The organism is Enterobacter sp. PL_is514 (assembly GCF_055816715.1).
The window spans coordinates 147,200-174,052 of sequence record NZ_JBVPGN010000029.1 but is presented as its reverse complement, the minus strand read 5'-3'; the positions used below and the strand labels follow the sequence as shown (position 1 = coordinate 174,052).

The following is a 26,853-nucleotide window of genomic DNA, read 5'->3' as shown; positions in this document are numbered from 1 at the left end:
CCACCTGACCCCATGCCGAACTCAGAAGTGAAACGCCGTAGCGCCGATGGTAGTGTGGGGTCTCCCCATGTGAGAGTAGGGAACTGCCAGGCATCAAACAAGTGAAGAGGCCATCCGAAAGGATGGCCTTTTTGCGTTTATACGCTGCACAAACTGATCCCCCATCACCCTGCTTATACGGTAAACTACCTGCGTTTTTGCATCAGGATAGCGTTTATGAACCACTCCCTTAAGCCCTGGAATACCTTTGGCATTCAACGCAATGCCAATCAAATTGTACGTGCCGATACTGCACAGCAGCTGCTGGATGCATGGCAAAACGCGACAGAAAATAACGAACCCGTACTGATTCTGGGCGAAGGAAGTAATGTCCTGTTTCTCGATGATTTTGCGGGAACGGTGATCGTTAACCGCATCATGGGAATTGATGTGGAAGAGCGTGCCGACAGCTGGCACGTGCACGTGGGTGCCGGAGAAAACTGGCATCATCTGGTGCAATTTACCCTCGAAAAAGGGATGCCGGGCCTGGAAAACCTTGCGCTTATTCCAGGCTGCGCCGGATCGTCTCCTATTCAAAACATCGGCGCCTACGGCATCGAACTGAAACATGTTTGTGAATATGTCGACTGCATCGAGCTGGCGACCGGAACGGCGACGCGTTTAACCGCAGAGCAGTGCCGTTTTGGCTATCGTGACAGTATCTTCAAACATGAATATCAGGATCGCTACGTGATTGTCGCCGTGGGTTTGCGTCTGTCGAAGAACTGGCAGCCCGTATTGACCTACGGGGATTTAACGCGTCTCGATCCGGCAACCGTTACCGCCCGCGACGTTTTTGACTCGGTTTGCCATATGCGGATGACCAAGCTTCCCGATCCAAAAGTAAACGGAAATGCAGGAAGTTTCTTCAAAAACCCGGTTATCAGCAGCGAAAATGCAAAAGTCTTTCTTGAAGGATGGCCAGCAGCGCCACATTACCCTCAGGCGGACGGCAGCGTGAAGCTGGCCGCGGGGTGGCTCATCGATCAATGCCAGCTAAAAGGCACTTCAGTCGGCGGGGCAGCCGTTCACCAACAGCAGGCCCTGGTGCTGATTAACCAGCGCGATGCGACCAGCGACGATGTGGTACAGCTGGCTCACTACGTTCGCCAGCGTGTCGGCGAAAAATTTAACGTCTGGCTGGAGCCAGAAGTCCGCTTCATTGGTCGCACAGGTGAAGTCAACGCTGTGGAGACTATCGCATGAAGGACAATACGGTCCCGTTAACCCTGATTGGTATCCTGGCGGATGGTGAATTTCATTCCGGCGAGCAGCTGGGTGAACAGCTGGGCATGAGCCGCGCCGCCATTAACAAGCATATCCAGACGCTCCGTGACTGGGGTGTGGATGTGTTTACGGTTCCCGGAAAAGGCTACAGCCTGCCGGAGCCGATTCAGTTGCTGAATGAAGAAGCGATCCGCAGCCAGATTGGACACGGCAATGTGGCGGTGCTACCGGTGATTGATTCGACGAACCAGTATCTTCTGGATCGTCTGCCTGAGCTGAAATCCGGCGATGCCTGCGTTGCTGAGTATCAACAGGCCGGTCGTGGCCGTCGCGGACGCAAGTGGTTTTCGCCATTTGGCGCTAACCTCTATCTGTCCATGTACTGGCGACTCGATCAGGGCCCGGCCGCTGCCATTGGCCTGAGTCTGGTCATCGGCATCGTCATGGCGGAAGTGCTGCACGATCTGGGGGCGGATAAAGTGCGTGTTAAATGGCCTAATGACCTCTACCTCAACGATCGTAAACTTGCCGGGATTCTGGTCGAACTGACGGGAAAAACGGGCGATGCGGCGCAAATCGTCATTGGCGCAGGCCTCAATATGGTGATGCGCAATGTCCAAAATGATGTGGTGAACCAGGCCTGGACTAACCTCCAGGAGGCGGGGATCGTCATCGATCGTAACACCCTTGCCGTACGTATGATTAAAGAGCTGCGCAGCTCGCTCACGCTTTTTGAGCAGGAAGGGCTGGCACCGTTCCTGTCTCGTTGGGAAAAGTTGGATAACTTCATCAACCGCCCGGTGAAATTGCTGATCGGTGATAAAGAGATCTACGGGACTTCCCGCGGTATTGACGCTCAGGGTGCGCTGCTTCTGGAGCAGGATGGCGTGATCAAACCCTGGATGGGCGGTGAGATTTCCCTGCGAAGTGCCGAATAACCGGATGGAGTGAATGATGCGAAAACCCGTCTGCGCGACGCTGGCCGTCATGATGAGTCTGCTGTTCTCACCCCTCTCTCAGGCAGGTCAGGCCTGGGAGAGTTACAAGGCGCGCTTTTTCAAACCGGAAGGCCGCATTGTCGATACCGGCAATGGCGGCGTGTCGCATACGGAAGGTCAGGGCTTTGCCATGCTGATGGCAGTGGCCAACGACGATAAAGCCACGTTCGATAAGCTCTGGCAATGGACAAACCGTGAGCTGAAGAACAAAGAGAACGGTCTGTTTTACTGGCGCTTTAACCCCGCAGAGTCCAACCCGATCGCCGACAAAAACAACGCTGCCGATGGCGATGTGCTGATTGCCTGGGCGCTGCTTAAAGCCGATGCCCGCTGGCATGACAAACGCTACAGCGCCGCATCGGATGCTATTACAAAAGCGCTGGTCGCCCATAGCGTCATCCGCTATGCGGGTTACCGCGTGATGCTGCCCGGCGTCCAGGGATTTAAGCTTGACGGTGAAGTGGTTCTTAATCCTTCCTATTTTGTGTTTCCGGCCTGGCAGGCCTTCGCCGGACGCAGTCATTTGCCGGTCTGGCGCGATTTGATTAAGGACGGGGAACGCCTGCTGGGGAAAATGGGCTCGGGTAAAGCGAACTTGCCCACTGACTGGGTTTCACTGACATCAGGTGGCAAGCTGGCTCCCGCTAAAGGCTGGCCACCGCGAATGAGCTATGACGCGATTCGTATTCCGCTGTACGTTGCCTGGTCTGAGAAACAAAGCCCGCTCCTGGCGCCGTGGAAGGCCTGGTTCGGTCAGTTCCCCCGGGAACAAACGCCCGCCTGGGTTAACGTCACGACTAACGAATATGCGCCCTACATGATGGAAGGTGGTCTGCTGGCGGTTAGGGATTTAACGATGGGACAGTCTTCCGGAGAACCCGAAATCACGTCTAAGGACGACTACTATTCGGCAAGTCTGAAAATGCTGGTGTGGATTTCAGAGCAATAATAACGCACCGACTATCCCCTCTCCCCAATGGGGAGAGGGGTAAATCAGCTACTGTGGATACGGTACCCAATCCCCGCCGTTCAGGCGAACGTACGGTTTGTTCTGATACTGAATCACTACCGCGTTGGCGTTCTCCGAGACTTCTGCCGTTTGCGGCAGTTTGCTGGTGAGCTGGTCCCAGTTCACGCTATCTTCCACAAAGAGTTTCCCGTCAACGGCGCGGGCAACCAGTTCTGAGATCGCCAGATAGCTGGTTGGCTGCGTAATCTCTATTGGTGCGCCCTGATGCGGTGCCTTCATACCAAAGAATTTAATGCCTGCAGGTACGTTGGTGATGGACGGGCTTGGGATATCACGCAGACCTGACACCTGCATTCTGTCACCTTTCAGCGCACCACCGTGCTCAGGCACCACAACCACCATCACTTTACGGCCTGATTTTTCCAGCTCCGTGAAGAACGCGTCCAGCTCGTCGAAGAACTTCTGCGCACGCACTTTATAATCTGCCGTTTTGCTCACACCCGGGAAATGGTTACCGTCATGGAGCGGCAGGGTATTAAAGAACGTCGCGCTGCGTGGATTACTGTCTTTTTCGATGGTCTGCAGCCAGCGTTGCAGGACGGCGGTATCATCATAGACGGGCGAGCCGTCGAAGCCCAGCAGAGAGACAGGAAGACCGGTTTGGTCCATCAGCGGTGACTGCATACCACCCTGTTCGCGCACCTCTTTCAGGAAGTTACCGAACTGGCCGTTATGCCCCAGCATCAGGTGCTGCGTAAAGCCCAGCTTGGCGAGGTTATCGAACAGATAACACTGGTTGCCGGCGGGTTGATACAGGTTTTTATGCGATGTCTGACCGCAGCTTGCACGCAGCAGGCGGATCGCCGCCGGGCCGCTGTACGAGGTGGCAGAGTTGAAATCTTTAAACTGAATGTCGAAATGAGACCACAGCGGATGAGACATCAAACCAGCTGCATCCACATCGGCCCAGGAGAGAGAGCAGATGTTGATCACCAGCAGTTCAAACGGCTGAGCATCCGCCGGCAGCGCATCCGGGAATTTCGTCTGTCGCTTGTCTTCCCCGGTATAGAAACTGGAGAGCCAGGCGTTCAGGTTGGTTGAGGTCGGCGGTGCGGTCTGGGTTGGGATATCACCCACCACTGGCGTATCGCCTGCCGTGGTGACGGTGGCCGCTGCGCTTCCCCCGGTGGTGGTCACCGTGGTGGTCGGTTGACCGGCAGGCCACAGCGAAAAGTTTGGCCCAGCCAGGGTCAGCACGTTAAGCCAGATCATAATCGCGACGACAAACACCGTGACGCGGATCCACTGTGACAGGAACAGCCAGGCAACCAGCAGCACAAATACCGCGCCTATCATCTGCCAGTTAATAAACCTCTCGGTCAGATCGAGGACATAGCTGGCGCTAAAGCCTGCCACCTGGGACCCCTGGCTCATAATGCTGTCCGGCCCCGGTAGCCAGGTATCATGCCAGAACAGCGCAAAGCCGACGGGGATGGCAACCCAGTGACGTAAGCGATGCAGCCTGATATTTGGCAGCGGCATCAGCAGGAAGGCCATAAACACGAGGTTGAGTAGAGGATGGAAATTCAGATAGCCTGCCCAAAGCAGACCAAACTTCACCAGAAAGTAGAAGTTCCAGCCGGAAAGGCCGCGCCAGTATTGCCAGAGCGGCGAGGGTGACGAAGCGGTATAGGTAGAATTAGTCATGTTTTCGGTCTGCCTTGACGTGTGATGCCCGTGTCAGTGTTCCGGCTGGTTTTACGTAGCGAGGTTTTATAAACAGCACTCTGGCCGTATCACGGATACGGCGTATGGAATGACGCGCATAGTAGCCAAGCGGGAAAAAGATCAGCGCACAGAATATAACCAGTTGAATAATATCGCTGATATTCATGATGATGCGTTCTCCGCGTTGTCTGTTAATAAGCGAAGGGGTTCCGGCACCCGACGCCAGACGTGTCCATCATGTCTGGCATTGAGGATCGGTTTGGCATCGCTCTTGATAGCGAGTGGCTTAACCCATTGTTCAGGCTGGAGCGCACGCATCTGCACCAGCTCCGCGCTGATCGTATTATCTTCGAACCAAATCATACGGTTCGAGAAAATATCCCCGGTAGGCAGAGGGAAGATGTGGTTAAGCGCCGTATCGAGATCGTTTACCCGGCAGAAGGACAAAAACAGCACCAGGCGATTGTCGCCAATGGACATGATGTCCCCTGTACGGTTTGGGCGGCATAAGGTAAGCGCCTGTTCAACACGGATACCCGGAACAGGGCGCAGGGCAACCATAACCCCTTTTCCGTCTGCAGGAAGAAGCGTATTGCTCATCATGTTGCCGACGGCGTCGCAGAAGGTATCCCATTTTTGGTAACCGCGCAGCTTCATCGGCTGCGTCATGGAGAGCAGCGTAGAAATGTCTTCCGGTACATGGCGGCTAAACTGCTGACCCTGAACGCTTTCGATAAGCGTCAGGCAGCGTGACAGCGGCGCGTTCCAGGGGATAACCATATTGGCGCCGCAACCCAGAAGCAGACGCTCATCGGTAGCGCGCAGGCTGGTATTGTTTTCGCGTACGATGATTTTTAACGCACTGCCGCGCTGGCGGCGTAAGGTGTGGATTTGCCTCGCCAGCGTCTCAATCTGGTTATTCTGCATCAGCGAGAAAATAATCGTTGCCGCCTGGGTTGTGCGCGCTTCATGGAAGAGGGCTTCGTTAGATTCAAACAGTGACCAGTTTTCCGACAGGGCAGGTGCTCCCTCTAAAACCGCGATATGGCTCAGAATGCGTTTTTCATCACTGCGCGGTTGCACCACGGTTTCTTCCTGCTGTGCCAGGTGCCACTTACCCTCGATGTGTTTCAGCGTAAGTTGTTGCCTGGCGCTCACGCCTTTTTCATTACACCAGAATGCAATATCGTAGAGATAGCTTCCCGCCTGGTCACGAACGCTTGCCAGACCGAACAGGGAGCGATATTCACCCATTAAAAGTGAGAATAGCTTGTCATTATTACTGCCGGGATTGACTATCAATAGCGTGCAATTTTGAAATTTTGCCCATTTATTGATTTTTTCCAGCCACGGCAGCAGTTTTTCAGAAGGGATATTTTGCAGGACGTTATTTGCGCATTTAAGGATCACTAAATAGTGATCCGGATCAATAGTGCACTGAACGTCGCGGGACAAAAAGTATAGACTATCGGCATCCGATGTCATGGAAAATAATCGCACCGTCTGAGGCCCGCAATCGTTTTCCAGCGTGATAATTTTCTTCGGATCTTCGCCCATGCTAATGACGGCCACGCGGGAATCCTTATCCTGGGCAGCAATTGTCTGGTTTACCAGACTGATAGCATCTTCATTTCGGTCCGTATTAATCCACCAGACTCCTCCGACTGGCATGTGGCTCAATTCGTCCCATAATGACTGGATGCCAATAGAAAATATGGAGTCCACGGTGTCCCTCTTTTCGTCTAATTTATCTGTATCTCAGTTTACTAGCGAAAGCGTAGAAATAAACCTAACATTGAAATTAAAGAACATCAGATTTAGCATGTAAATGAAATTTGTCAGGGCAGGAAGCCCCGCAACTTCTTTAGCGTGCGATTTTCCTCAAAGGGATGGAAAAAGAATGGATAATAACGAACCCGGAACCCCAGTCGATTCGACCCTGGGTTACACATTCCAAAACGATTTTCTGGCGCTGACGCAGGCCTTTTCTTTACCTGAAATAGATTACACCGATATTTCCCAGCGGGAACAGTTGGCCGCGGCTATTAAACGCTGGCCGTTATTAGCTGAATTCGCCCATCAACATTAAGGGAGCCATTGATGGCCATACTCGGATTACAGGGTGTCCGTGGCGGTGTGGGTACCACATCTGTTACCGCGGCGCTGGCGTGGTCATTACAGCTTTTAGGTGAATCGGTGCTGGTTATTGACGCCTGCGCCGATAATTTGCTGCGTATGTCGTTTAACGTCGATTTTACTCGCGAAGAGGGCTGGGCCCGGGCGCTGCTCGACGATAAAGACTGGCAGGATGCAGGGATGCGCTATACCTCCCAGCTCGATCTGCTGCCGTTTGGTCAACTGACCACCACGGAGCGCGAGAATGAAGCCGCGTATCAGCGTCTGTTTTCGCAGTTCACGCTGGCGCTGCAGACCCTGAAAGAAAAGGGGCACTACAAGTGGATCCTGCTGGATCTGCCGCACGGCGCCGGCACGCTGACCCGACAGCTTATTGCCCAGTGCGATCATGTGCTCTCGATCGTCAACGTCGATGCGAACTGCCATATCCGCCTGCATCAGCAGGGGCTACCTCAAAATGGCCATATCCTGATTAACGATTTGCGCATTGGCAGCCAGATCCAGGACGATCTGTATCAGGTCTGGCTGCAGAGCCAGCGCCGCTTGCTTCCCATTGTCATCCATCGTGATGAGGGCATGGCGGAATGCCTTGCGTCTAAGCAACCGCTCGGCGAATACCGCAGCGATTCACTGGCGGCAGAAGAGATCCTGACGCTGGCTAACTGGTGTCTGCTGAACTTCGCCAACAGGGCGGAGCATGCAGGGAGTGATGTATGAGTCGTTTCGCCAGCTGGTTACTCATCCCACCGGTCAGTTCGCGTTTGAGCGAACATTACCGGCATTTTCGCCGTCACGGCGCGTCGGCATTCAGCGCCGCGCTCGGCTGTTTCTGGATGATTCTGGCCTGGATATTTATTCCACTCGAACACCCGCGCTGGCAGCGCATACGTGCCCGGCACAGTGAATTGTATCCGCACATTAATCCCGACCGGCCACGTCCTTTGGATCCGGCGCGTTATCTCATTCAGGCCATCTGGCTGGTGGCGACCTCATCCCGCGCGGAGACAAAAACGCCGCACTGGCGCAGTTTCTCCCGCGTGCAGCAGCTACGTGAACGCTACCACCAGTGGCTGGATAAACTGCCCAACAGCGTCAGCGATAAGACCAGCCATCTGGATAACCATAAAGAGCTCGGGCATCTCCACCCGGGCTTGCGGCGTTTTATCCTCGGCGTGATCGTCGTGTTCTCGCTCATTCTGGCGCTGGTCTGTATTACGCAGCCTTTCAACCCTCTGGCGCAGTTCACCTTCCTGATCCTGCTGTGGGGCGTGGCGCTGCTGGTCCGCCGTATTCCGGGCCGCTTCTCGGCGCTGATGCTGATTGTGTTGTCGTTGACCGTCTCCTGTCGCTACATCTGGTGGCGTTATACCTCGACGCTGAACTGGGACGATCCGGTGAGTCTGGTGTGCGGCCTGGTGCTGTTGTTTGCTGAAACCTATGCCTGGATTGTGCTGGTGCTGGGCTATTTCCAGGTGATTTGGCCGCTCAACCGCCAGCCGGTTCCGCTGCCAAAGGACACCACCCAGTGGCCAACCGTCGATCTCTTCGTGCCGACCTACAACGAAGACCTGAGCGTGGTGAAGAACACCATCTATGCCGCGCTGGGCATCGACTGGCCGAAAGATAAGCTCAAGGTCTGGATCCTGGATGACGGCAACCGTCCGGCGTTCCGCCAGTTCGCAGAGGAAGTCGGCGTCGAGTACATCGCCCGTCCGACGCACGAACATGCTAAAGCCGGGAACATCAACAACGCGTTGAAGTATGCCACCGGGGAGTTTGTCTCGATCTTTGACTGCGACCACGTCCCGACGCGCTCGTTCCTGCAGATGACTATGGGCTGGTTCCTGAAGGAGAAAGAGCTGGCGATGATGCAGACGCCGCACCACTTCTTCTCGCCGGACCCGTTTGAACGTAACCTTGGCCGTTTCCGTAAAACCCCGAACGAAGGCACGCTGTTCTATGGCCTGGTGCAGGACGGAAACGACATGTGGGATGCCACCTTCTTCTGCGGCTCCTGTGCGGTTATCCGCCGTAAACCGCTGGATGAAATTGGTGGTATCGCCGTCGAAACGGTCACCGAAGATGCGCATACCTCGCTGCGCCTGCACCGTCGTGGCTATACCTCAGCCTATATGCGCATTCCGCAGGCTGCCGGTCTGGCAACGGAGTCACTGTCGGCGCACATTGGTCAGCGTATTCGCTGGGCGCGCGGGATGGTGCAGATTTTCCGTCTCGATAACCCCCTGATCGGGAAAGGGCTCAAGCTGGCGCAGCGTCTCTGCTACGTCAACGCCATGTTCCACTTCTTATCCGGTATCCCGCGGCTGATCTTCCTGACCGCGCCGCTGGCGTTCCTGCTCCTTCACGCTTATATCATCTACGCCCCGGCGCTGATGATTGCGCTGTTTGTTCTGCCGCACATGATCCACGCGAGCCTGACGAACTCGAAGATACAGGGTAAATACCGCCACTCCTTCTGGAGTGAAATCTACGAAACGGTGCTGGCCTGGTACATCGCACCGCCGACGATGGTGGCGCTGATTAACCCGCACAAAGGGAAATTCAACGTTACCGCGAAGGGCGGCCTGGTGGAAGAGGAGTACGTCGACTGGGTGATCTCCCGTCCGTATATCTTCCTGGTACTGCTGAATATCGTTGGCGTCATCGCCGGTATCTGGCGTTACTTCTACGGCCCGGAAAACGAAATCCTGACCGTCTTCGTGAGTATGGCCTGGGTCTTCTACAACCTGATTATCCTCGGCGGCGCGGTGGCGGTGTCGGTGGAAAGCAAACAGGTTCGTCGCGCGCATCGCGTTGAAATCTGCATGCCTGCGGCGATCGCCCGTGAAGATGGCCATCTCTTCTCCTGTACCGTGCACGACTTCTCTGACGGCGGTCTGGGGATCAAAATCAACGGCCAGGCGAAGGTGCTGGAAGGGCAGAAAGTTAACCTGCTGCTTAAGCGCGGTCAGCAGGAGTATGTCTTCCCGACGCAGGTTGTTCGCGTGGCGGGCAATGAAGTCGGTCTGCAGCTCATGCCGTTGACCAAAAAGCAGCATATCGATTTTGTGCAGTGTACGTTTGCCCGCGCGGATACGTGGGCTCTCTGGCAGGACAGCTTCCCGGAAGATAAACCACTGGAAAGCCTGCTGGATATTCTGAAGCTGGGGTTCCGTGGCTATCGTCACCTTGCAGAATTTGCCCCGTCGTCGGTGAAATTAATTTTCCGGTCACTTACTTCGCTGGTTTCCTGGGTCGTGTCGTTCATTCCTCGTCGTCCTGAGCGGGATGAGGCGAAGCAGGCGGACCCGGTTATGGCTCAACAATGATGATAACGCGATGAAAACAAAACTTTCCTGGTTATGTGCAGTGGCAATGGGGATGAATGTCCTCCCCGCAACAATGGCTAACGCCGCTCCTGGTAATGCAGCGGCAACGCCTGCGCCAACGGTACCTGTCGTCGCGCAAGCAACCGATCCGGTTGTCACCGCGGCACCGGGTCAAACAGAAAACATCCTGCCGAACCAGCCAACGGAGGGGAACACCCTGCCGGCAGACGGTCAGGTCATCGGGCAGGTGATGCCGGGCGTCCGGGGGGCGAATGCGCCCGTCGTCGCAGACAATGCGCCGTCACGGGACGTCAAGCTGACCTTCGCGCAAATTGCGCCGCCTCCGGGCAGCATGGTGCTGCGCGGTATCAACCCTAACGGCGGCATTGAATTTGGCATGCGCAGCGATGAGGTCGTCTCTAATGCGGTGCTGAACCTTGAGTACACCCCGTCACCGTCGCTGCTGCCGACCCAGTCTCAGCTGAAGGTCTATCTGAATGATGAGCTGATGGACGTTCTGCCGGTCACCAAAGAGCAGCTGGGCAAGAAAACCCAGGCTCAGGTGCCGATTAACCCGCTGTTCATCACCGACTTTAACCGTATCCGCCTGGAATTTGTCGGTCACTACCGCGATGTCTGCGAAAACCCGGCCAGCAACACGCTGTGGATGGACGTCGGGCGTAACTCCTCGCTGCAGATGACCTACCAGTCGCTGGCGCTGAAAAACGATCTCTCGGCCTTCCCGGTTCCGTTCTTTGATCCGCGTGATAACCGTCCGCTCACGCTGCCGATGGTGTTTGCCTCATCCCCGGACGTGACCGAGCAGCTGGCGGCCACCATCGTGGCGTCCTGGTTTGGTTCACGTGCCGGCTGGCGCGGCCAGAGCTTCCCGGCGATGTATGACAAGCTGCCGGACAGAAATGCCATTGTGTTTGCGACCAACGCGAAACGCCCGGCCTTCCTGCGCGATCATCCGGACGTCAAAGCGCCGACCGTTGAGATGATAAGCCATCCGGAAAACCCGTACGTGAAGCTGCTGGTGGTCTTTGGTCGTGATGATAAAGATCTGGTGCAGGCAGCAAAAGCGATTGCCCAGGGCAACGTCCTGTTCCGCGGCAACAGCGTGGTGATAGATGAGGTCAAGCCGCTGCTGGCGCGTAAACCGTATGATGCGCCAAACTGGGTGCGTACCGACCGTGCGGTAACCTTTGGCGAGCTGAAAACCTATGAAGAACAGCTGCAGGCGACGGGGCTTGAGCCAGCGCCGATTAGCCTGTCGCTGAATCTGCCGCCGGATCTGTACCTGCTGCGCACCAACGGCATTGATATCAATCTGAACTACCGGTATACCGCGCCAGCCACCAAAGACAGCTCGCGCATGGATATCAGCCTGAACAACCAGTTCCTGCAATCCTTCAGCCTGCAAAGCACGCAGGATACGAACCGCCTGATGCTTCGCCTGCCGGTGCTGCAGGGGCTGCTGGACGGTAAAACGGATGTTTCCATTCCGGCACTGAAGCTGGGTGCGATAAACCAGCTGCGCTTTGACTTCCAGTACATGAACCCGATGCCTGGCGGCTCGGCGGAAAACTGCATCACCTTCCAGCCGGTTCAGAACCACGTGGTGATTGGCGATGAGTCGACCATCGACTTCTCGAAGTACTATCACTTCCTGGCGATGCCGGACCTGCGCGCGTTTGCTAACGCGGGCTTCCCGTTCAGCCGCATGGCCGATCTCTCTGAGTCCATTGTGGTGATGCCAAAAGCGCCAAACGAAGGGCAGGTCACGACCCTGCTGGACACCATGGCGACCGTTGGGGGACAAACAGGATTACCGGCGATTAACGTCACGTTGACGGACGATGGCAGCCAGATTCAGAACAAAGACGCTGACATCATGGTGATCGGTACCATTCCGGATAAGCTAAAGGATGACAAACGTATCGATCTGCTGGTGAAAGCGGCCCAGTCCTGGGTTAACACGCCGCTGCGCCAGACCGAGTTCCCGAGCATTATGCCGGATGTGAACGACCGTCAGGCCAGCGCGCAGACGACGGTAACGTCTCAGGGGGCGATGGCCGCAGTGGTGGGCTTCCAGTCCCCATACAACGAACAGCGCAGCGTGGTGGCCCTCCTTGCGGACAGCCCGCGCGGGTATGAACTCCTCAATACGGCCATGAACGACAGCGGTAAACGTGCCGCGATGTTTGGTTCCGTGTCGGTGATCCGTGAGTCCGGCGTCAATAGCCTGCGCGTGGGCGATGTGTACTACGTGGGCCATCTGCCGTGGTTTGAACGCCTGTGGTATGCGCTGGCTAACCATCCGGTGCTGCTCGCCATCCTGGCTGCGGTCAGCGTGGTCTTGCTGGCATGGGTGCTGTGGCGTCTGCTGCGTATCATCAGCCGTCGTCGTCTGAACCCGGATGAGTAAGATGTAATGAAAGCCTTTCGCTGGTGTGCATTAGCAGCGGTGATGCTGGCGGCGCTTCCTCTTCGCGCCGCCTGTACCTGGCCTGCCTGGGAGCAGTTTAAAAAGGACTACATCAGCGAGGGCGGGCGTGTCATTGATCCCAGTGACACGCGCAAAATAACGACCTCGGAAGGGCAAAGCTACGCCCTGTTCTTTGCCCTGGCGGCGAACGATCGCAACGCGTTTGACCAGCTGCTGACGTGGACGCGCGATAATCTTGCCAGCGGCGATCTCAACGACCATCTGCCTGCCTGGCTATGGGGTCAGAAGGATAAAGAAACGTGGGCGGTGATTGATACCAACTCCGCCTCTGACGCCGATGTCTGGATCGCCTGGTCACTGCTCGAAGCGGGTCGGCTGTGGAAACATCCGGACTATACCCGCACGGGTAAAGCGTTGCTGAAACGCATTGTCAGCGAGGAAGTGGTGAAAGTGCCGGGGCTCGGCGCAATGCTGCTTCCCGGTAAAGTCGGTTTTGCCGATGAACAGGTCTGGCGCTTTAACCCCAGTTATCTTCCTCCGCAGTTAGCGAGTTATTTCACGCGCTTTGGTTCCCCGTGGACCCAGCTTCGTGAAACCAATCTGCGCCTGCTGCAGGAGAGTGCGCCGAAAGGCTTTTCGCCGGACTGGGTGCAGTATCAGAAACACAAAGGCTGGCGGTTACAGCAGGATAAGGCGCTGGTGGGCGGCTACGACGCCATCCGCGTGTATCTCTGGGTGGGCATGATGAGTGACAACGATCCTCAGAAAGCCCGGCTGCTGACGCGCTTCCAGCCGATGGCGGCAAAGACCTTGAAACGGGGTGTGCCGCCGGAGAAAGTGGATGTGGCGACGGGGAAACGCACCGGGAATGGTCCGGTCGGGTTCTCTGCCGCCATGCTGCCGTTTTTACAACAGCGTGATGCCCAGGCGGTTCAGCGCCAGCGCGTTGCGGACCATTTTCCCGATAACAATGCCTATTACAGCTACGTGCTGACTCTCTTTGGGCAAGGATGGGATCAGCATCGTTTTCGCTTCACCGCAAAAGGTGAATTAATACCGGATTGGGGCCAGGAATGCGCAAGTTCACAGTAAATCTACTCACTTTATCGCTTGGCTTGGCACTGATGCCGCTGGCTGAAGCCGCCAACTCTCCGCAGCAGAAACAGCTGCTGGAACAGGTTCGGCTGGGCGAATCGACACAGCGTGAGGATTTGGTTCGTCAGTCGCTTTATCGTCTAGAGCTGATTGACCCGAACAACCCTGACGTCATTGCCGCACGCTTTCGCTACCTGCTGCGCCAGGGTGATAACGCCGGTGCGCAAAAAGAGCTGGATCGTCTGAAAGGGATCGCGCCGGGCTCGAGTGCGTACCAGTCATCACGCAATACGATGCTGCTTTCTACCCCGGATGGCCGGCAGCAGCTCCAGCAGGCGCGACTGCTCGCCACCACGGGACACACGCAGGAGGCGATTGCCGCCTATGACAAGCTGTTTGACGGCAACCCGCCGGGCGGCGACGTGGCCACGGAATACTGGAACGTCGTGGCGAAAGACCCTGCTCGCCGAAATGCAGCCATTAACCAGCTCAAGAAAATAAACAGCAGCAGCCCCGGAAATACGCAGCTTCAGGCAACGCTGTCCCAGCTTTTGTTCCAGAGCGGACGCCGTGATGAAGGCTTTGCGATATTGCAGGAGATGGCCAAATCCACCAATGGCCGTAACCAGGCGTCTGATATGTGGTATGACCAAATCAAAGGTCAGCCTGCCAGCAGCGCCAGCGTCAGCGCGCTGCAAAAATACCTGAGCGTATTCAGCGACGGGGATAGCGTCGCGGCGGCGCGTGCCCAGCTTGAAGCGCAGCAAAAACAGCTCGCCGATCCGGCGTTCCGCGCGAAAGCGGAAGGGCTGGCGGCGGTGGATGCCGGGCAGGGGAGTAAGGCGGTGGCGGAGCTGCAAAAAGCCGTCAGCGCCAACCATGCCGACAGTGAGGCGGTGGGCGCCCTTGGACAGGCGTATTCCCAGAAGGGCGACCGCGCCCGCGCGGTGGCACAGTTTGAAAAGGCGATTGCCCTCGATCCCCAGAGCGATAACCGGGGTAAATGGGACAGTCTTCTGAAGGTTAACCGCTACTGGCTGCTGATCCAGCAGGGCGATGCGGCGCTGAAGGCGAATAACCCGGCGCAGGCGGAGCGTTACTATCAGCAGGCACGCGGTATCGACAATACCGACAGCTATGCCGTGCTGGGGCTGGGCGACGCCGCCGCGGCGCGTAAAGATAACGACGCGGCGGAACGTTACTATCGCCAGGCGCTGCGTATGGACAGCGGCAACAGCAATGCGGTCCGCGGCCTGGCCAATATTTACCGCGCGCAGTCCCCGGAGAAGGCCTCGCAGTTTATCCAGTCTCTCTCCACCAGCCAGCGCCGAAGCATAGACGATATTGAACGTAGCCTGACCAACGAGCAGCTCTCCACTCAGGCCGAACAGCTGGAAAATCAGGGGAAATACGCTCAGGCGGCAGACATTCAGCGTCGTCGTCTGGCGCTCTCTCCCGGCGACGTGTGGATAACCTACCGTCTCTCGCGCGATCTCTACAGCGCGGGTCAGCGCAGCCAGGCGGATACCCTGATGCGTCAGCTTGCCAGCCAGAAACCGTCCGATCCGGATCAGGTGTACGCCAACGGGCTCTATCTTTCCGGAAACGATCAGGACCGTGCCGCGCTGGCGCATCTGGATACGCTGCCGCGCAGCCAGTGGAACGGCAATATTCAGGAACTTGCCGACCGCCTGCAAAGCAACCAGGTGCTGGAAACCGCCAACCGTCTGCGCGACAGCGGCAAAGAGCAGGACGCAGAGAATCTTCTTCGCCAGCAGCCGACCTCCACCCGTATCGACCTCACGCTGGCGGACTGGGCACAGCAGCGTGGCGATCTGGACTCGGCGAAAACGACGTACAATGCCGTCCTGCAGCGTGAACCGCAGAACGAAGACGCGATCCTCGGCCTGACCGAGATTTACAGCGCGCAGGGTAACAAGGATGCCGCGCGCGCAGAGCTGGCGAAACTGCCCGCCGCGCAAAACGGCCAGCCGCTGTCGCTCAACATGCAGCGCCGGATCGCGATGGCGCAGGCGGGCCTGGGCGATTCCGCTGCCGCAGAACAGACCTTCAACAAAATCATTCCGCAGGCTAAATCGCAGCCCGGCTCCATGGAAAACGCGCTGGTGCTGCGTGATGCCGCACGTTTCCAGGCGCAGAACGGCCAGCCTCAGCAGGCGCTGGAAACCTATAAAGATGCGATGGTATCGACGGGGATCACGACGACGCGTCCGGCTGACAACGACAGTTTCACCCGTCTGACGCGTAACGATGAAAAAGACGACTGGCTGAAGCGCGGCGTGCGCAGCGATGCCGGTGACCTGTATCGTCAGCAGGATGTTAACGTCACGCTGCAGCACGACTACTGGGGCTCCAGCGGCACGGGCGGTTATTCCGACCTGAAAGCGCATACCACCATGCTACAGGTGGATGCCCCGCTTTCTGATGGGCGCATGTTCTTCAGAAGCGATCTGGTCAACATGGACGCCGGTTCATTTGATAGCAAGAACGGGACTTACGACCCTAAATGGGGAACCTGCTACGAAACGCCGTGTAGCGGCAACACCCATCAGTCCGACAATGGCGCAAGCGTCGCCGTCGGCTGGCAGAATAAAACCTGGGCGATGGATATTGGCACCACGCCAATGGGCTTTGACGTCGTCGACGTGGTGGGCGGCATCAGCTACAGCAGCGATCTGGGGCCCATCGGCTATACCGTTAACGCCCATCGCCGCCCAATCTCCAGCTCTCTGCTGGCCTTCGGCGGGCAAAAAGATACCAATACCGGCACCACCTGGGGCGGCGTACGCGCCACCGGTGGCGGCGTAAGTATGAGCTATGACAAAGGGGAAGCGAACGGCGTCTGGTCAAGCCTGAACGCGGAAACGCTGACGGGTAAAAATGTGGAGGATAACTGGCGCGTCCGCTGGATGACGGGTTACTACTACAAGCTCATTAATAAAAACAATGAGCGCCTGACGGTCGGCGTCTCCAATATGCTCTGGCACTACGACAAAGACCTGAGCGGTTATACCCTGGGCCAGGGCGGCTATTACAGCCCGCAGGAGTATGTCTCCTTCGCGCTGCCGGTGACCTGGCGTAAACGCACGGAGAACTGGTCCTGGGAGCTGGGTGGCTCGGTGTCCTGGTCACACTCCAAAACCAAAGACGAGCTGCGCTACCCGATTCAGAATCTGATCCCGACCGATGAGCCAGACCGCTATACCGACCGGGGCGCGATGGAAACCGGCAGCAGTTCTTCCGGTACGGGTTATACCGCACGGGCCATTATCGAACGCCGCGTAACGTCCAACTGGTTTGTGGGCATGGGCGTGGATATTCAGGAAGCGAAAGACTATACCCCAAGCCACGCGCTGATCTATGTGCGCTACTCTGCTGCAGGCTGGCAGGGCGATATGGACTTACCGCCGCAGCCGCTCATCCCGTACGCGGACTGGTAATCGGATTTTCCTTAATCCATTTGTAAGTCTCTCTTAATAGCGCGGCAATCGGGTATACTCAGGCGCGCCAGGTTTACACCCTGGCGCGCCCTGCGCTTCGAGTTTTGTGGAGAGTCATTTTGCGTGTCAGCCGTTCCTTAACAATCAAACAGATGGCGATGGTTTCTGCCGTCACCATGCTGTTTGTCCTGCTTTTCTGCGTAATTCTGCTGTTTCATTCCGTACAGCAGAATCGCTATAACACGGCTTCGCAGTTAGAAAGTATTGCCCGCTCGGTGCGCGGCCCGCTCTCCGCCTCGATTCTGAAAGGGGATATTCCCGAAGCGGAAACCATTTTAAAACGCATTCAGCCTGCCGGCGTCGTTAGCCGCGCCGACGTCGTCTTGCCTAACCAGTTTCAGGCGCTGCGGATGAGCTTTATCCCGGAGCGTCCCGTCCCGATGATGGTGATGCGCCTGTTTGAACTGCCGGTGCAAATTTCGCTGCCCGTTTATTCACTCGAACGCCCTGCCAATCCGCAGCCGCTGGCCTACCTGGTATTACAGGCGGACTCTTACCGCATGTATAAATTCGTCATGAGCTGGGTGGTTACGTTAGTGACCACTTGCTTACTTATGACGCTTATTCTCAGCGTGGCGCTCACCTGGTGCATTAACCGGCTGATTGTTCATCCGCTGCGCCGTATCGCCCGCGAGCTGAATACGCTTGCGCCGCAGGATCAGATGGGGCATCAGCTTGAGCTACCGCGTCTGCATCATGACGATGAGATAGGCATGCTGGTGCGCAGCTACAACCTCAACCAGCAGCGCATCCAGCGTCAGCAGGATGAGTTAAACAGCAGCGCCACGCGCTTCCCGGTGTCGGAGCTTCCCAATAAAGCCTTCCTGATGGCAATGCTGGAGCAAACCGTTGAGCGCCAGCAAACCACGGCGCTGATGGTTATCGCCTGCGAAACTCTGCAGGACACGGCTGGCGTGCTCAAGGAGAGCCAGCGCGAAATGCTGCTGCTCACCCTGGTGGAAAAGATCAAATCTGTCCTTGCCCCGCGCATGGTGCTGACCCAGGTCAGCGGTTACGATCTGGTAGTGATTGCCAATGGCGTAAAAGAGCCCTGGCATGCAATCACATTAGGTCAGCAAGTACTTACTGTCATTAATGAGCGGTTGCCCATTCAGGGTATCCAGCTTCGCCCGAGCGCCAGCATCGGTATCGCCATGTACTACGGTGATTTAACGGCGGAACAGCTTTATCGTCGCGCCTTCTCGGCGGCGTTTACTGCCCGGCGCAAAGGGAAAAATCAGATCCAGTTCTTCGACCCGGAGCAGATGGAAAAGGCGCAGCAGCGCCTGACGGAAGAGAGCGACATCCTGACCGCGCTGGATAACCGCCAGTTTGCCCTCTGGCTACAGCCGCAGGTGAATTTGCTGACGGGAGAAGTGAAAAGCGCCGAGGCTCTGCTGCGTCTGCAGCAGCCGGATGGTTCATGGGAACTGCCGGAAGGGCTGATTGAGCGCATTGAGTCCTGCGGCCTGATGGTTACCGTCGGCTACTGGGTGCTGGAGGAGTCCTGCCGTCAGCTTGCGGCCTGGCAGGAGCGCGGCGTGACGCTGCCGCTGTCGGTTAACCTGTCTGCCCTGCAGCTTATGCACCCGACCATGGTTTCAGAGATGCTGGAGCTGATCCATCGTTACCGCATCAAGCCAGATACGTTAACCCTGGAAGTGACGGAGAGCAGACGTATTGACGACCCCAATGAGGCGGTCGCGATCCTGAAGCCGCTGCGTAATGCCGGTATTCGCATTGCGCTGGACGATTTTGGCATGGGGTACGCCGGGCTGCGCCAGCTTCAGCACATGAAAACCCTTCCGGTAGATGTGCTCAAAATTGACAAAGCGTTTGTCGACGGTCTGCCGGACGACAGCAGCATGGTGCAGGCGATTATCCAGATGGCGCGCAGTCTCAACCTGCACCTTATTGCCGAGGGGATTGAAACCGACGCGCAACGCGCCTGGCTGGCAGAGGCGGGTGTGGAGAGCGGGCAAGGCTTCCTTTTTGCCCCTGCTGTTCCTTCGGATGTCTTTGAACAACGATACCTTTCTGGTGCTGACGACCCCGCAAAAGTGTAACTTTGTTGCTGGCTTGTGCGAGCCAGCTCAAAGTTCTTAACATTTGTGTTTCAAATTTGAACTGAGTTTATTTCTGTCCTGTTATGTGGGTGTTATTTTAAAGCCGCAGGTTAACCATAACCTTACAAAACCTGTGGTTTTTCTTCCCAAGGACACCTTATGAAAACCTCACTCTTCAAAAGTCTTTATTTCCAGGTCCTGACAGCCATCGCCATCGGTATTCTGCTGGGTCACTATTACCCTGAACTGGGCGCGCAAATGAAACCGCTTGGCGACGCGTTCGTTAAGCTCATCAAAATGGTCATCGCTCCGGTGATCTTCTGTACGGTAGTCACGGGCATCGCTGGCATGGAAAGCATGAAGGCGGTCGGTCGTACCGGTGCAGTGGCGCTTCTTTATTTCGAAGTGGTCAGTACCCTTGCGCTGATTATCGGTCTGATCATCGTCAACGTGGTGCAGCCAGGCGCGGGGATGAACGTAGACCCCTCAACGCTGGATGCCAAAGCGGTCGCGGTGTATGCCGAGCAGGCGAAAGATCAGGGCGTGGTCGCCTTCCTGCTGGACGTCATTCCTGGCAGCGTCATTGGCGCGTTCGCCAGCGGAAACATCCTCCAGGTTCTGCTGTTCGCCGTGTTGTTTGGCTTTGCCCTGCACCGTCTGGGCAGCAAGGGCCAGCTTATCTTTAATGTGATCGAAAGCTTCTCACAGGTCATTTTCGGCATCATCAATATGATCATGCGCCTGGCGCCCATCGGTGCCTTCGGTGCGATGGCCTTCACCATCGGTAAATATGGCGTCGGCACGCTGGTGCAGTTGGGTCAGCTGATTATCTGCTTCTATATCACCTGTATCCTTTTCGTGGTGGTGGTGCTGGGCTCCATCGCCCGCGCGACAGGTTTCAACATCTTCAAATTTATCCGTTACATCCGCGAAGAACTGCTGATTGTTCTGGGGACCTCCTCTTCAGAATCGGCGCTGCCGCGTATGCTCGACAAGATGGAGAAACTCGGGTGTCGTAAATCGGTGGTCGGGCTGGTGATCCCGACGGGCTACTCCTTCAACCTGGACGGCACCTCGATATACCTGACGATGGCGGCCGTATTTATCGCTCAGGCGACCAACAGCCATATGGATATTTTCCATCAGATTACCCTGCTGGTGGTGCTCCTGCTCTCCTCTAAAGGTGCGGCAGGCGTAACGGGCAGCGGCTTTATCGTGCTGGCAGCCACCATTTCTGCTGTGGGTCACCTGCCGGTGGCGGGTCTGGCGTTGATTCTGGGTATTGACCGCTTCATGTCTGAGGCGCGTGCGTTAACCAACCTGGTGGGTAACGGCGTGGCAACGGTGGTGGTGGCGAAATGGGTGAAAGAGCTGGATCACAAAAAGCTCGACGATACTCTGAATAATCGTTCAACTGACAGCAAAAATCCTGGCTTATCCTCTTAAACTTGTCACAAATGCCCGTATTCCCTTGTGGGGATGCGGGCTCCTGCGCATAATAACTGTTCATACCTGTCATAATTCGACAAGATTTTTTTTGGGTATATTTCACTTCGGACCGTGACGTTTTGCCGAACGCGCGGTCTAATCGACGTGTTTTCATCGTCATCTTTAAGAGTGAAGCGCGTCGCGAGGCACTCTTTTTTAACCAGGAATGTTGATCAGGGGTTCACATGCAGGGCACAAAAATTCGACTCTTAACCGGCGGTTTGCTGATGATGGCAGCAGCCAGTTATGTGCAGGCAGATGCGCTCCAGCCAGACCCGGCCTGGCAACAAGGGACATTAGCGAACGGTTTTCAATGGCAGGTCTTAGCCACGCCGCAACGTCCCAGCGATCGTATTGAAATCCGTCTGTCTGTTAATACCGGTTCCCTCACGGAAAGCACCCAGCAAACCGGTTTCAGCCACTTTATTCCCCGGCTGGCGCTCACGCAGAGCGGCAGCCTGCAAGCGGTTCAGGTGCGTTCACTCTGGCAGCAGGCCATCGATCCGAAACGCCCACTCCCTCCGGCTGTTGTCTCGTATGACTACACCATGTTTAACCTGAGCCTGCCAAACAACCGTAACGACCTGCTTAAAGAAGCGCTGACGTATCTCTCCGATGCCTCTGGCAATCTGGCGATCACGCCGGACACGGTCAACTATGCGTTGAGTAACAGCGACATGGTGGCAACCTGGCCTGGGGATACCAAAGAGGGCTGGTGGCGTTACCGCCTGAAGGGCTCAACGTTACTGGGACATGATCCGGCCGAACCGCTGAAACAGCCGGTGGACGCCGAACAGGTGAAATCGTTCTATCAGAAGTGGTACACCCCGGACGCGATGACGCTGATCGTGGTGGGTAACGTGGACAGCCGCGCGGTGGTGGAGCAGATCAACAAAGCGTTTGGCGATCTGAAAGGCAAGCGTGAAACGCCAGCACCTGTCCCGACGCTCTCTCCGCTGCGTGCAGAGCCTGTCAGCATTATGACGGACACCGTGCGTCAGGATCGCCTCTCCGTCATGTGGGATAACGCCTGGCAGCCCATCCGTGAATCTGCGGCGATGTTACGCTACTGGCGTGCCGATCTGGCACGTGAAGCGCTGTTCTGGCACGTCCAGCAGACGCTGAGTAAGAACAACGTGAAGAATATCGGTCTTGGCTTTGACTGCCGCGTGCTGTTCCAGCGTGCACAATGTGCCATCAACGTTGAATCACCGGGCGATAAGCTAAATGCCAATCTGGGTGTGGTCGCGAAAGAGCTGGCAAAAGTGCGTAAAGAGGGGCTTTCCGAAGAGGAATTCAACGCTCTCGTGGCGCAGAAAAAACTCGAGCTGCAGAAGCTGTTTGCGACCTACGCTCGCGCCGATACCGACATTCTGATCAGCCAGCGTATTCGTTCCCTGCAGAATCAGGTGGTGGACATTGCGCCGGAACAGTATCAGAAGCTTCGTCAGGACTTCCTGAACGGTCTGACCGTCGATATGCTCAATCAGGACCTCCGTCAGCAGCTGTCGCAGGAGATGGCGTTGATCCTTCTGCAACCGAAGGGCGAGCCGGAATATGACATGAAGGAACTTCAGACGACCTGGGATGCCATTATGGCTACCGCGCCGCAGCCAGCGCAGGCCGCCACGGCGGATGATTTACATCCGGACGCGACGGATATCCCGCAAGGGCAGTAATGCAAACATTCCCTCTCCCTGTGGGAGAGGGTTAGGGTGAGGGCATCAGCCCGCACCCTACTTAAACAGGCATCGCCTCGCGCGGAATAATCGCCCCGCGATACTGAATCACCGTGCTGGCCGTCAGGTGCCCGCGCTGTGCCGCCGCTTCCCGCGTTCCACCCGTCAGGCGTACCGCCAGATAGCCCGCGCTGAATGAATCACCTGCCGCCGTGGTATCAATCACTTTCTCTTTGGCAAGCTTCACTGCCGGAACGTCAACCAGCGCTTCACCCGCCACCGCGACCAGGCACGAATCCGCACCGCGCTTAATCACCACTTCGCTCACGCCTGCCGCCTGCGTGCGCGCAATTACGTCCTCTACCGGTTTTTCACCCCACAGGGCGTCTTCATCGTCGAGCGTCAGGAAGGCGATGTCGGTGCACTGCAGCATCTGCTGATAGACCTGCTGCGTCTCTTCGCGGCTGGCCCACAGGCGCGGGCGGTAGTTGTTATCGAAAATAACCTTACCGCCGTTGGCACGGCATTCGCGCAGCAGCGAGAGCAGCTTGTCTCGGCTGGCGGGGCTTAAAATCGCCAGGCTAATGCCGCTCAGGTAGAGATAGTCAAATGTCGCCAGCTCTTCGCAGATGGCCGCGGCCGCGTCGCTCTCCAGCCAGAATTTGGCTGCGGCTTCGTTGCGCCAGTAATAAAACGTGCGTTCGCCTGTACTGTCGGTTTCGATGTAATAAAGCCCCGGGAGGCGGTTTTCCATACGCTGAATCAGCGACGTTTCAACATGTTCACTCTGCCAGGCCTCCAGCATTTGCTGGCTGAAGCTGTCCGTACCCAGGGCGGTAACGTAGTTCACGGTGAGCGCCTCAGGCGCGACCTGACGGGCAATATAAACGGACGTGTTTAACGTATCGCCACCAAATCCGCGGCTGACTTCCGCGCCTTTTTGTGACAGCTCAATCATGCATTCGCCAATCACGGCAATTTTTTTGGACATAGTCGTGAACCTGAACAGAAGAATTATCAGCAGTGTGCGCTGAGTGAATTAACCGGTCAACTATATTAAAACAACGTTCCATTATTTTTTTGAGCCAGCACGTGTTCCCGCGCATTTCTGTCATCTTAATTTCATTTTCCGGGTGAATTGAACATAAAGTTCTCAATTGTCGCGCCGATAATCCTGTGACGAGTCCAGAAAGGCTATCCCAACAACAGGACATCTGAAATGAAGTCAGAGCAGGTTATCCAGCGGCTGAGCACTACGCCTGAGGCAAGTATTGAGAACTTGCAGGAGCATCGCTACTGGCTGCAATGTGAGCGTGCGTACACCTATCAGCCGATCTACCGAACAGATGGTCGACTGATGGCCATCGAAATTTTGACCGTCGTTACGCACCCCTCAAACCCTACTCAGCGCATCGCGCCGGATCGCTATTTTGCCGAAGTTGCCGTTCGCCAGCGTCTGGACGTGCTGGAAGAGCAGCTTCGCATGCTGGCAACGAAGCACGCCTTTTTCGAACAGCACGATATCCTCGCCTCGGTGAACGTCGATGGTCCAACCCTGCTGGCGCTGCGCCAGAACGCGAAATTGCAGGAGCTGATCGCCACCCTGCCGTGGATGCGCTTTGAGCTGGTGGAGCATGTCCGTTTGCCGCAGGACTCCTCGTTTGCTTCGATATGCGAATACGGCCCGCTGTGGCTGGATGACTTTGGCACCGGCATGGCGAACTTCTCCGCCCTGAGTGAAGTGCGCTACGACTACATTAAAGTGGCCCGCGATCTGTTCATTATGCTGCGTCAGACCCCGGAAGGGCGGAATCTGTTTACGCTGTTATTACAGCTGATGAACCGCTATTGCCAGGGCGTGATTGTTGAAGGTGTGGAAACGCTGGAAGAGTGGCGCGATGTGCAAAACTCTCCCGCAGCGGCGGCGCAAGGCTACTATCTCTCTCGCCCGGTACCCATGGATCGCCTCGATAACGTCATAACGACCCTCTGATAAACCCGCTTCCCTTTGTCTGGACTATAGTTTTACAGGACAGGTCATCAGGAAAGGGGATAAAAATGACAAGAACAACCAGGGTAATCTCCTGGACAGCAGGGATTTTCTTGTTGTTGATCGTGGTTGTCGCCATCATTATTGCGACGTTTGACTGGAACCGTCTCAAGCCGACCATCAACCAGAAAGTCTCAACCGAGCTGAACCGCCCCTTCGCCATACGGGGTGATTTAGGGGTGGTATGGGAACGCCAGAAAGAGGAGCCCGGCTGGCGAAGCTGGATCCCCTGGCCACATATCCATGCTGACGACATCATTCTCGGCAACCCGCCGGATATCCCGGACGTCACTATGATCCACCTGCCGCGGGTTGAAGCCACGCTGGCTCCGCTGGCACTCTTCACCAAAACGGTCTATCTGCCGTGGATCAAACTTCAGCAGCCCGATGCGCGCCTGATCCGCCTCTCCGAAAAAAACAACAACTGGACGTTTAGCCTGGCCAGCGACAGCGAAAAAGATCCGAATGCCCAGCCTTCTTCCTGGTCATTCCGTCTCGACAATATTCTCTTCGATCGCGGGCGGATCGCCATCGACGATAAGGTCAGCAAGGCGGATGTGGAGATCCTGGTCGATCCGCTGGGCAAGCCGCTGCCGTTCAGCGAGGTCACGGGGACGAAAGCGAAAGGTGATGCGGCAAGCGTGGGCGAATATGTCTTCGGCCTGACGGCAAAAGGACGCTATAACGACCAGCCGCTCAGCGGTAAAGGGAAAATAGGCGGCATGCTGGCGCTACGGAGCGAAGGCACGCCGTTCCCGGTGCAGGCGGACTTCCGTTCCGGTAACACCCGCGTGGCGTTCGTGGGCACGGTCAACGACCCGATGAATATGGGTGGCGTGGACCTTCAGCTTAAATTTGCCGGTGATTCGCTGGGCGAGCTGTATGAACTGACCGGCGTACTGCTGCCGGATACCCCACCGTTCGAAACGGACGGGCATCTGGTCGCCAAAATCGATACCGAAAAAGCGTCCGTTTTTGACTACCGTGATTTTAACGGCCGCATCGGCGACAGCGATATCCACGGCTCGCTGACCTACACCACTGGAAAACCGAGGCCGAAGCTGGAAGGGGACGTTGAGTCCCGACAGCTGCGTCTGGCCGACTTAGGCCCGTTGATAGGTATCGACTCCGGTAAAGGTACGAAGTCAAAAGAGGTGAAGAAAGATCCTCAGCCTGCCGGCAAAGTGCTGCCTTATGAACGTTTTGAGACGGATAAATGGAACGTGATGGATGCGGATGTGCGCTTCAAAGGCGGAAAAATTGAACATGGCAGTACGCTGCCGATAAGCAATCTTACGACCCATATCCTCCTTAAAAGCGCCGACCTGCGTCTGCAGCCGCTGAAGTTTGGCATGGCGGGCGGGACGATTTCCTCGAACATTAACCTGGAAGGCGATAAGAAGCCGATGCAGGGACGGGCGGAGATTCAGGCGCGTCGATTGAAGCTGAAAGAGCTGATGCCGAACGTCGAGTTGATGCAGAAAACCCTCGGTGAAATGAACGGTGATGCCGATATTCGCGGCGTGGGGAACTCGGTTGCGGCGCTGCTGGGCAGCGGCAATGGTAACCTGAAGCTGCTGATGAACGACGGGCTGGTGAGCCGCAACCTGATGGAGATCCTGGGGCTGAACGTCGGTAACTACGTCATCGGGCAAATCTTTGGTGATGACGAGGTGCGGGTGAACTGCGCGGCGGCCAATCTGGATCTGGTTAACGGCGTGGCGCGTCCGCAGATTTTTGCCTTTGACACGGAAAACGCGGTGATTAACGTGACCGGTACCGCGAGCATGGCCTCGGAGCAGCTTGATCTGACTATTGACCCGGAAAGTAAGGGGATTCGTATCATCACCCTGCGCTCGCCGCTTTACGTGCGCGGGACCTTCAAAAATCCGCAGGCGGGCGTGAAGCCCGGACCGCTGATTGCGCGTGGCGCAGTGGCTGCGGCGCTTGCGACGCTGGTCACTCCAGCCGCAGCGCTGCTGGCCTTGATTTCGCCGTCAGAAGGCGAGGCGAATCAGTGTCGGACCATTTTGTCGCAGATGAAGAAGTAAGTTGCGGCCTGTTATTGCCGGGTG

Annotated in this window: 18 protein-coding genes and 1 rRNA gene; 15 read left to right on the top strand and 4 right to left on the bottom strand. The window is 56.5% G+C overall.

Annotation, left to right across the window (positions count from 1 at the left end; genetic code table 11):
- The 4 genes from rrf to AC0TNG_RS09270 all read left to right on the top strand — a co-directional run.
- A 5S ribosomal RNA gene (gene rrf, locus AC0TNG_RS09285) occupies positions 1-92 on the top strand; the annotation flags it as partial.
- Between the two features lie 124 nt (positions 93-216).
- Positions 217-1,245: a UDP-N-acetylmuramate dehydrogenase gene (murB, locus tag AC0TNG_RS09280; protein WP_473712988.1), complete on the top strand. Its 1,029-nt coding sequence runs from the start codon at positions 217-219 to the stop codon at positions 1,243-1,245.
- Entirely contained in the window at positions 1,242-2,204 is a 963-nt protein-coding gene (gene birA, locus AC0TNG_RS09275; RefSeq protein WP_032648208.1) for a bifunctional biotin--[acetyl-CoA-carboxylase] ligase/biotin operon repressor BirA, read from the top strand. Before murB ends, birA begins: the two co-directional genes overlap by 4 nt.
- Positions 2,205-2,220: 16 nt before the next feature.
- A complete protein-coding gene (locus tag AC0TNG_RS09270; RefSeq protein ID WP_473712993.1) occupies positions 2,221-3,213 on the top strand; it encodes a family 8 glycosyl hydrolase in 993 nt (330 codons plus the stop codon).
- Between the two features lie 48 nt (positions 3,214-3,261).
- On the opposite strand, the gene bcsG is transcribed toward AC0TNG_RS09270, so the two are convergent.
- From bcsG to bcsE, 3 genes are read right to left on the bottom strand one after another with little or no spacing between them, the layout of a single operon-like run.
- Entirely contained in the window at positions 3,262-4,941 is a 1,680-nt protein-coding gene (gene bcsG, locus AC0TNG_RS09265; protein WP_473712986.1) for a cellulose biosynthesis protein BcsG, read from the bottom strand.
- Positions 4,934-5,131 carry a cellulose biosynthesis protein BcsF gene (gene bcsF / locus AC0TNG_RS09260; protein WP_024908822.1) on the bottom strand — a complete coding sequence of 66 codons (198 nt, stop codon included), beginning with the start codon at positions 5,129-5,131 and terminating at the stop codon, positions 4,934-4,936. The genes bcsG and bcsF overlap by 8 nt, the downstream gene beginning before the upstream one ends.
- Positions 5,125-6,687: a cellulose biosynthesis c-di-GMP-binding protein BcsE gene (gene bcsE / locus AC0TNG_RS09255; RefSeq protein WP_473712984.1), complete on the bottom strand. Its 1,563-nt coding sequence runs from the start codon at positions 6,685-6,687 to the stop codon at positions 5,125-5,127. The genes bcsF and bcsE overlap by 7 nt, the downstream gene beginning before the upstream one ends.
- A gap of 175 nt (positions 6,688-6,862) precedes the next feature.
- Between bcsE and bcsR the strand changes: the two genes are divergently transcribed.
- The 9 genes from bcsR (at position 6,863) to AC0TNG_RS09210 (ending at position 22,728) form a co-directional block, all read left to right on the top strand.
- On the top strand, positions 6,863-7,051 hold the full coding sequence (gene bcsR, locus AC0TNG_RS09250) for a cellulose biosynthesis protein BcsR (RefSeq protein ID WP_024908824.1): 189 nt from the start codon (positions 6,863-6,865) through the stop codon (positions 7,049-7,051).
- 11 nt (positions 7,052-7,062) lie between these two features.
- Positions 7,063-7,815: a cellulose biosynthesis protein BcsQ gene (bcsQ, locus tag AC0TNG_RS09245; protein ID WP_024908825.1), complete on the top strand. Its 753-nt coding sequence runs from the start codon at positions 7,063-7,065 to the stop codon at positions 7,813-7,815.
- The gene (gene bcsA, locus AC0TNG_RS09240; RefSeq protein WP_473712983.1) at positions 7,812-10,427 is read left to right on the top strand and encodes a UDP-forming cellulose synthase catalytic subunit; all 2,616 of its coding nucleotides are present in this window, start codon (positions 7,812-7,814) and stop codon (positions 10,425-10,427) included. The genes bcsQ and bcsA overlap by 4 nt, the downstream gene beginning before the upstream one ends.
- A 10-nt stretch (positions 10,428-10,437) precedes the next feature.
- On the top strand, positions 10,438-12,858 hold the full coding sequence (bcsB, locus tag AC0TNG_RS09235) for a cellulose biosynthesis cyclic di-GMP-binding regulatory protein BcsB (RefSeq protein WP_473712982.1): 2,421 nt from the start codon (positions 10,438-10,440) through the stop codon (positions 12,856-12,858).
- Between the two features lie 6 nt (positions 12,859-12,864).
- The gene (bcsZ, locus tag AC0TNG_RS09230) at positions 12,865-13,971 is read left to right on the top strand and encodes a cellulose synthase complex periplasmic endoglucanase BcsZ (protein WP_024908828.1); all 1,107 of its coding nucleotides are present in this window, start codon (positions 12,865-12,867) and stop codon (positions 13,969-13,971) included.
- Positions 13,953-17,435, top strand: a complete 3,483-nt coding sequence (gene bcsC, locus AC0TNG_RS09225; protein ID WP_473712981.1) for a cellulose synthase complex outer membrane protein BcsC — start codon at positions 13,953-13,955, stop codon at positions 17,433-17,435. Before bcsZ ends, bcsC begins: the two co-directional genes overlap by 19 nt.
- A gap of 119 nt (positions 17,436-17,554) precedes the next feature.
- Complete coding sequence (gene hmsP / locus AC0TNG_RS09220; protein WP_024908830.1) at positions 17,555-19,561, top strand: biofilm formation regulator HmsP; 2,007 nt, start codon at positions 17,555-17,557, stop codon at positions 19,559-19,561.
- Between the two features lie 159 nt (positions 19,562-19,720).
- Positions 19,721-21,007, top strand: a complete 1,287-nt coding sequence (locus tag AC0TNG_RS09215) for a dicarboxylate/amino acid:cation symporter (protein WP_023333768.1) — start codon at positions 19,721-19,723, stop codon at positions 21,005-21,007.
- A 227-nt stretch (positions 21,008-21,234) separates the two neighbouring features.
- On the top strand, positions 21,235-22,728 hold the full coding sequence (locus tag AC0TNG_RS09210; RefSeq protein ID WP_024908831.1) for a M16 family metallopeptidase: 1,494 nt from the start codon (positions 21,235-21,237) through the stop codon (positions 22,726-22,728).
- Between the two features lie 61 nt (positions 22,729-22,789).
- On the opposite strand, the gene kdgK is transcribed toward AC0TNG_RS09210, so the two are convergent.
- Complete coding sequence (gene kdgK, locus AC0TNG_RS09205; RefSeq protein ID WP_473712979.1) at positions 22,790-23,719, bottom strand: 2-dehydro-3-deoxygluconokinase; 930 nt, start codon at positions 23,717-23,719, stop codon at positions 22,790-22,792.
- 228 nt (positions 23,720-23,947) lie between these two features.
- On the opposite strand from kdgK, the gene pdeH reads away from it, so the two are divergent.
- On the top strand, positions 23,948-24,721 hold the full coding sequence (gene pdeH / locus AC0TNG_RS09200) for a cyclic-guanylate-specific phosphodiesterase (protein WP_024908833.1): 774 nt from the start codon (positions 23,948-23,950) through the stop codon (positions 24,719-24,721).
- 65 nt (positions 24,722-24,786) lie between these two features.
- On the top strand, positions 24,787-26,829 hold the full coding sequence (locus AC0TNG_RS09195; RefSeq protein WP_473712978.1) for an AsmA family protein: 2,043 nt from the start codon (positions 24,787-24,789) through the stop codon (positions 26,827-26,829).
- Positions 26,830-26,853 lie beyond the last annotated feature (24 nt).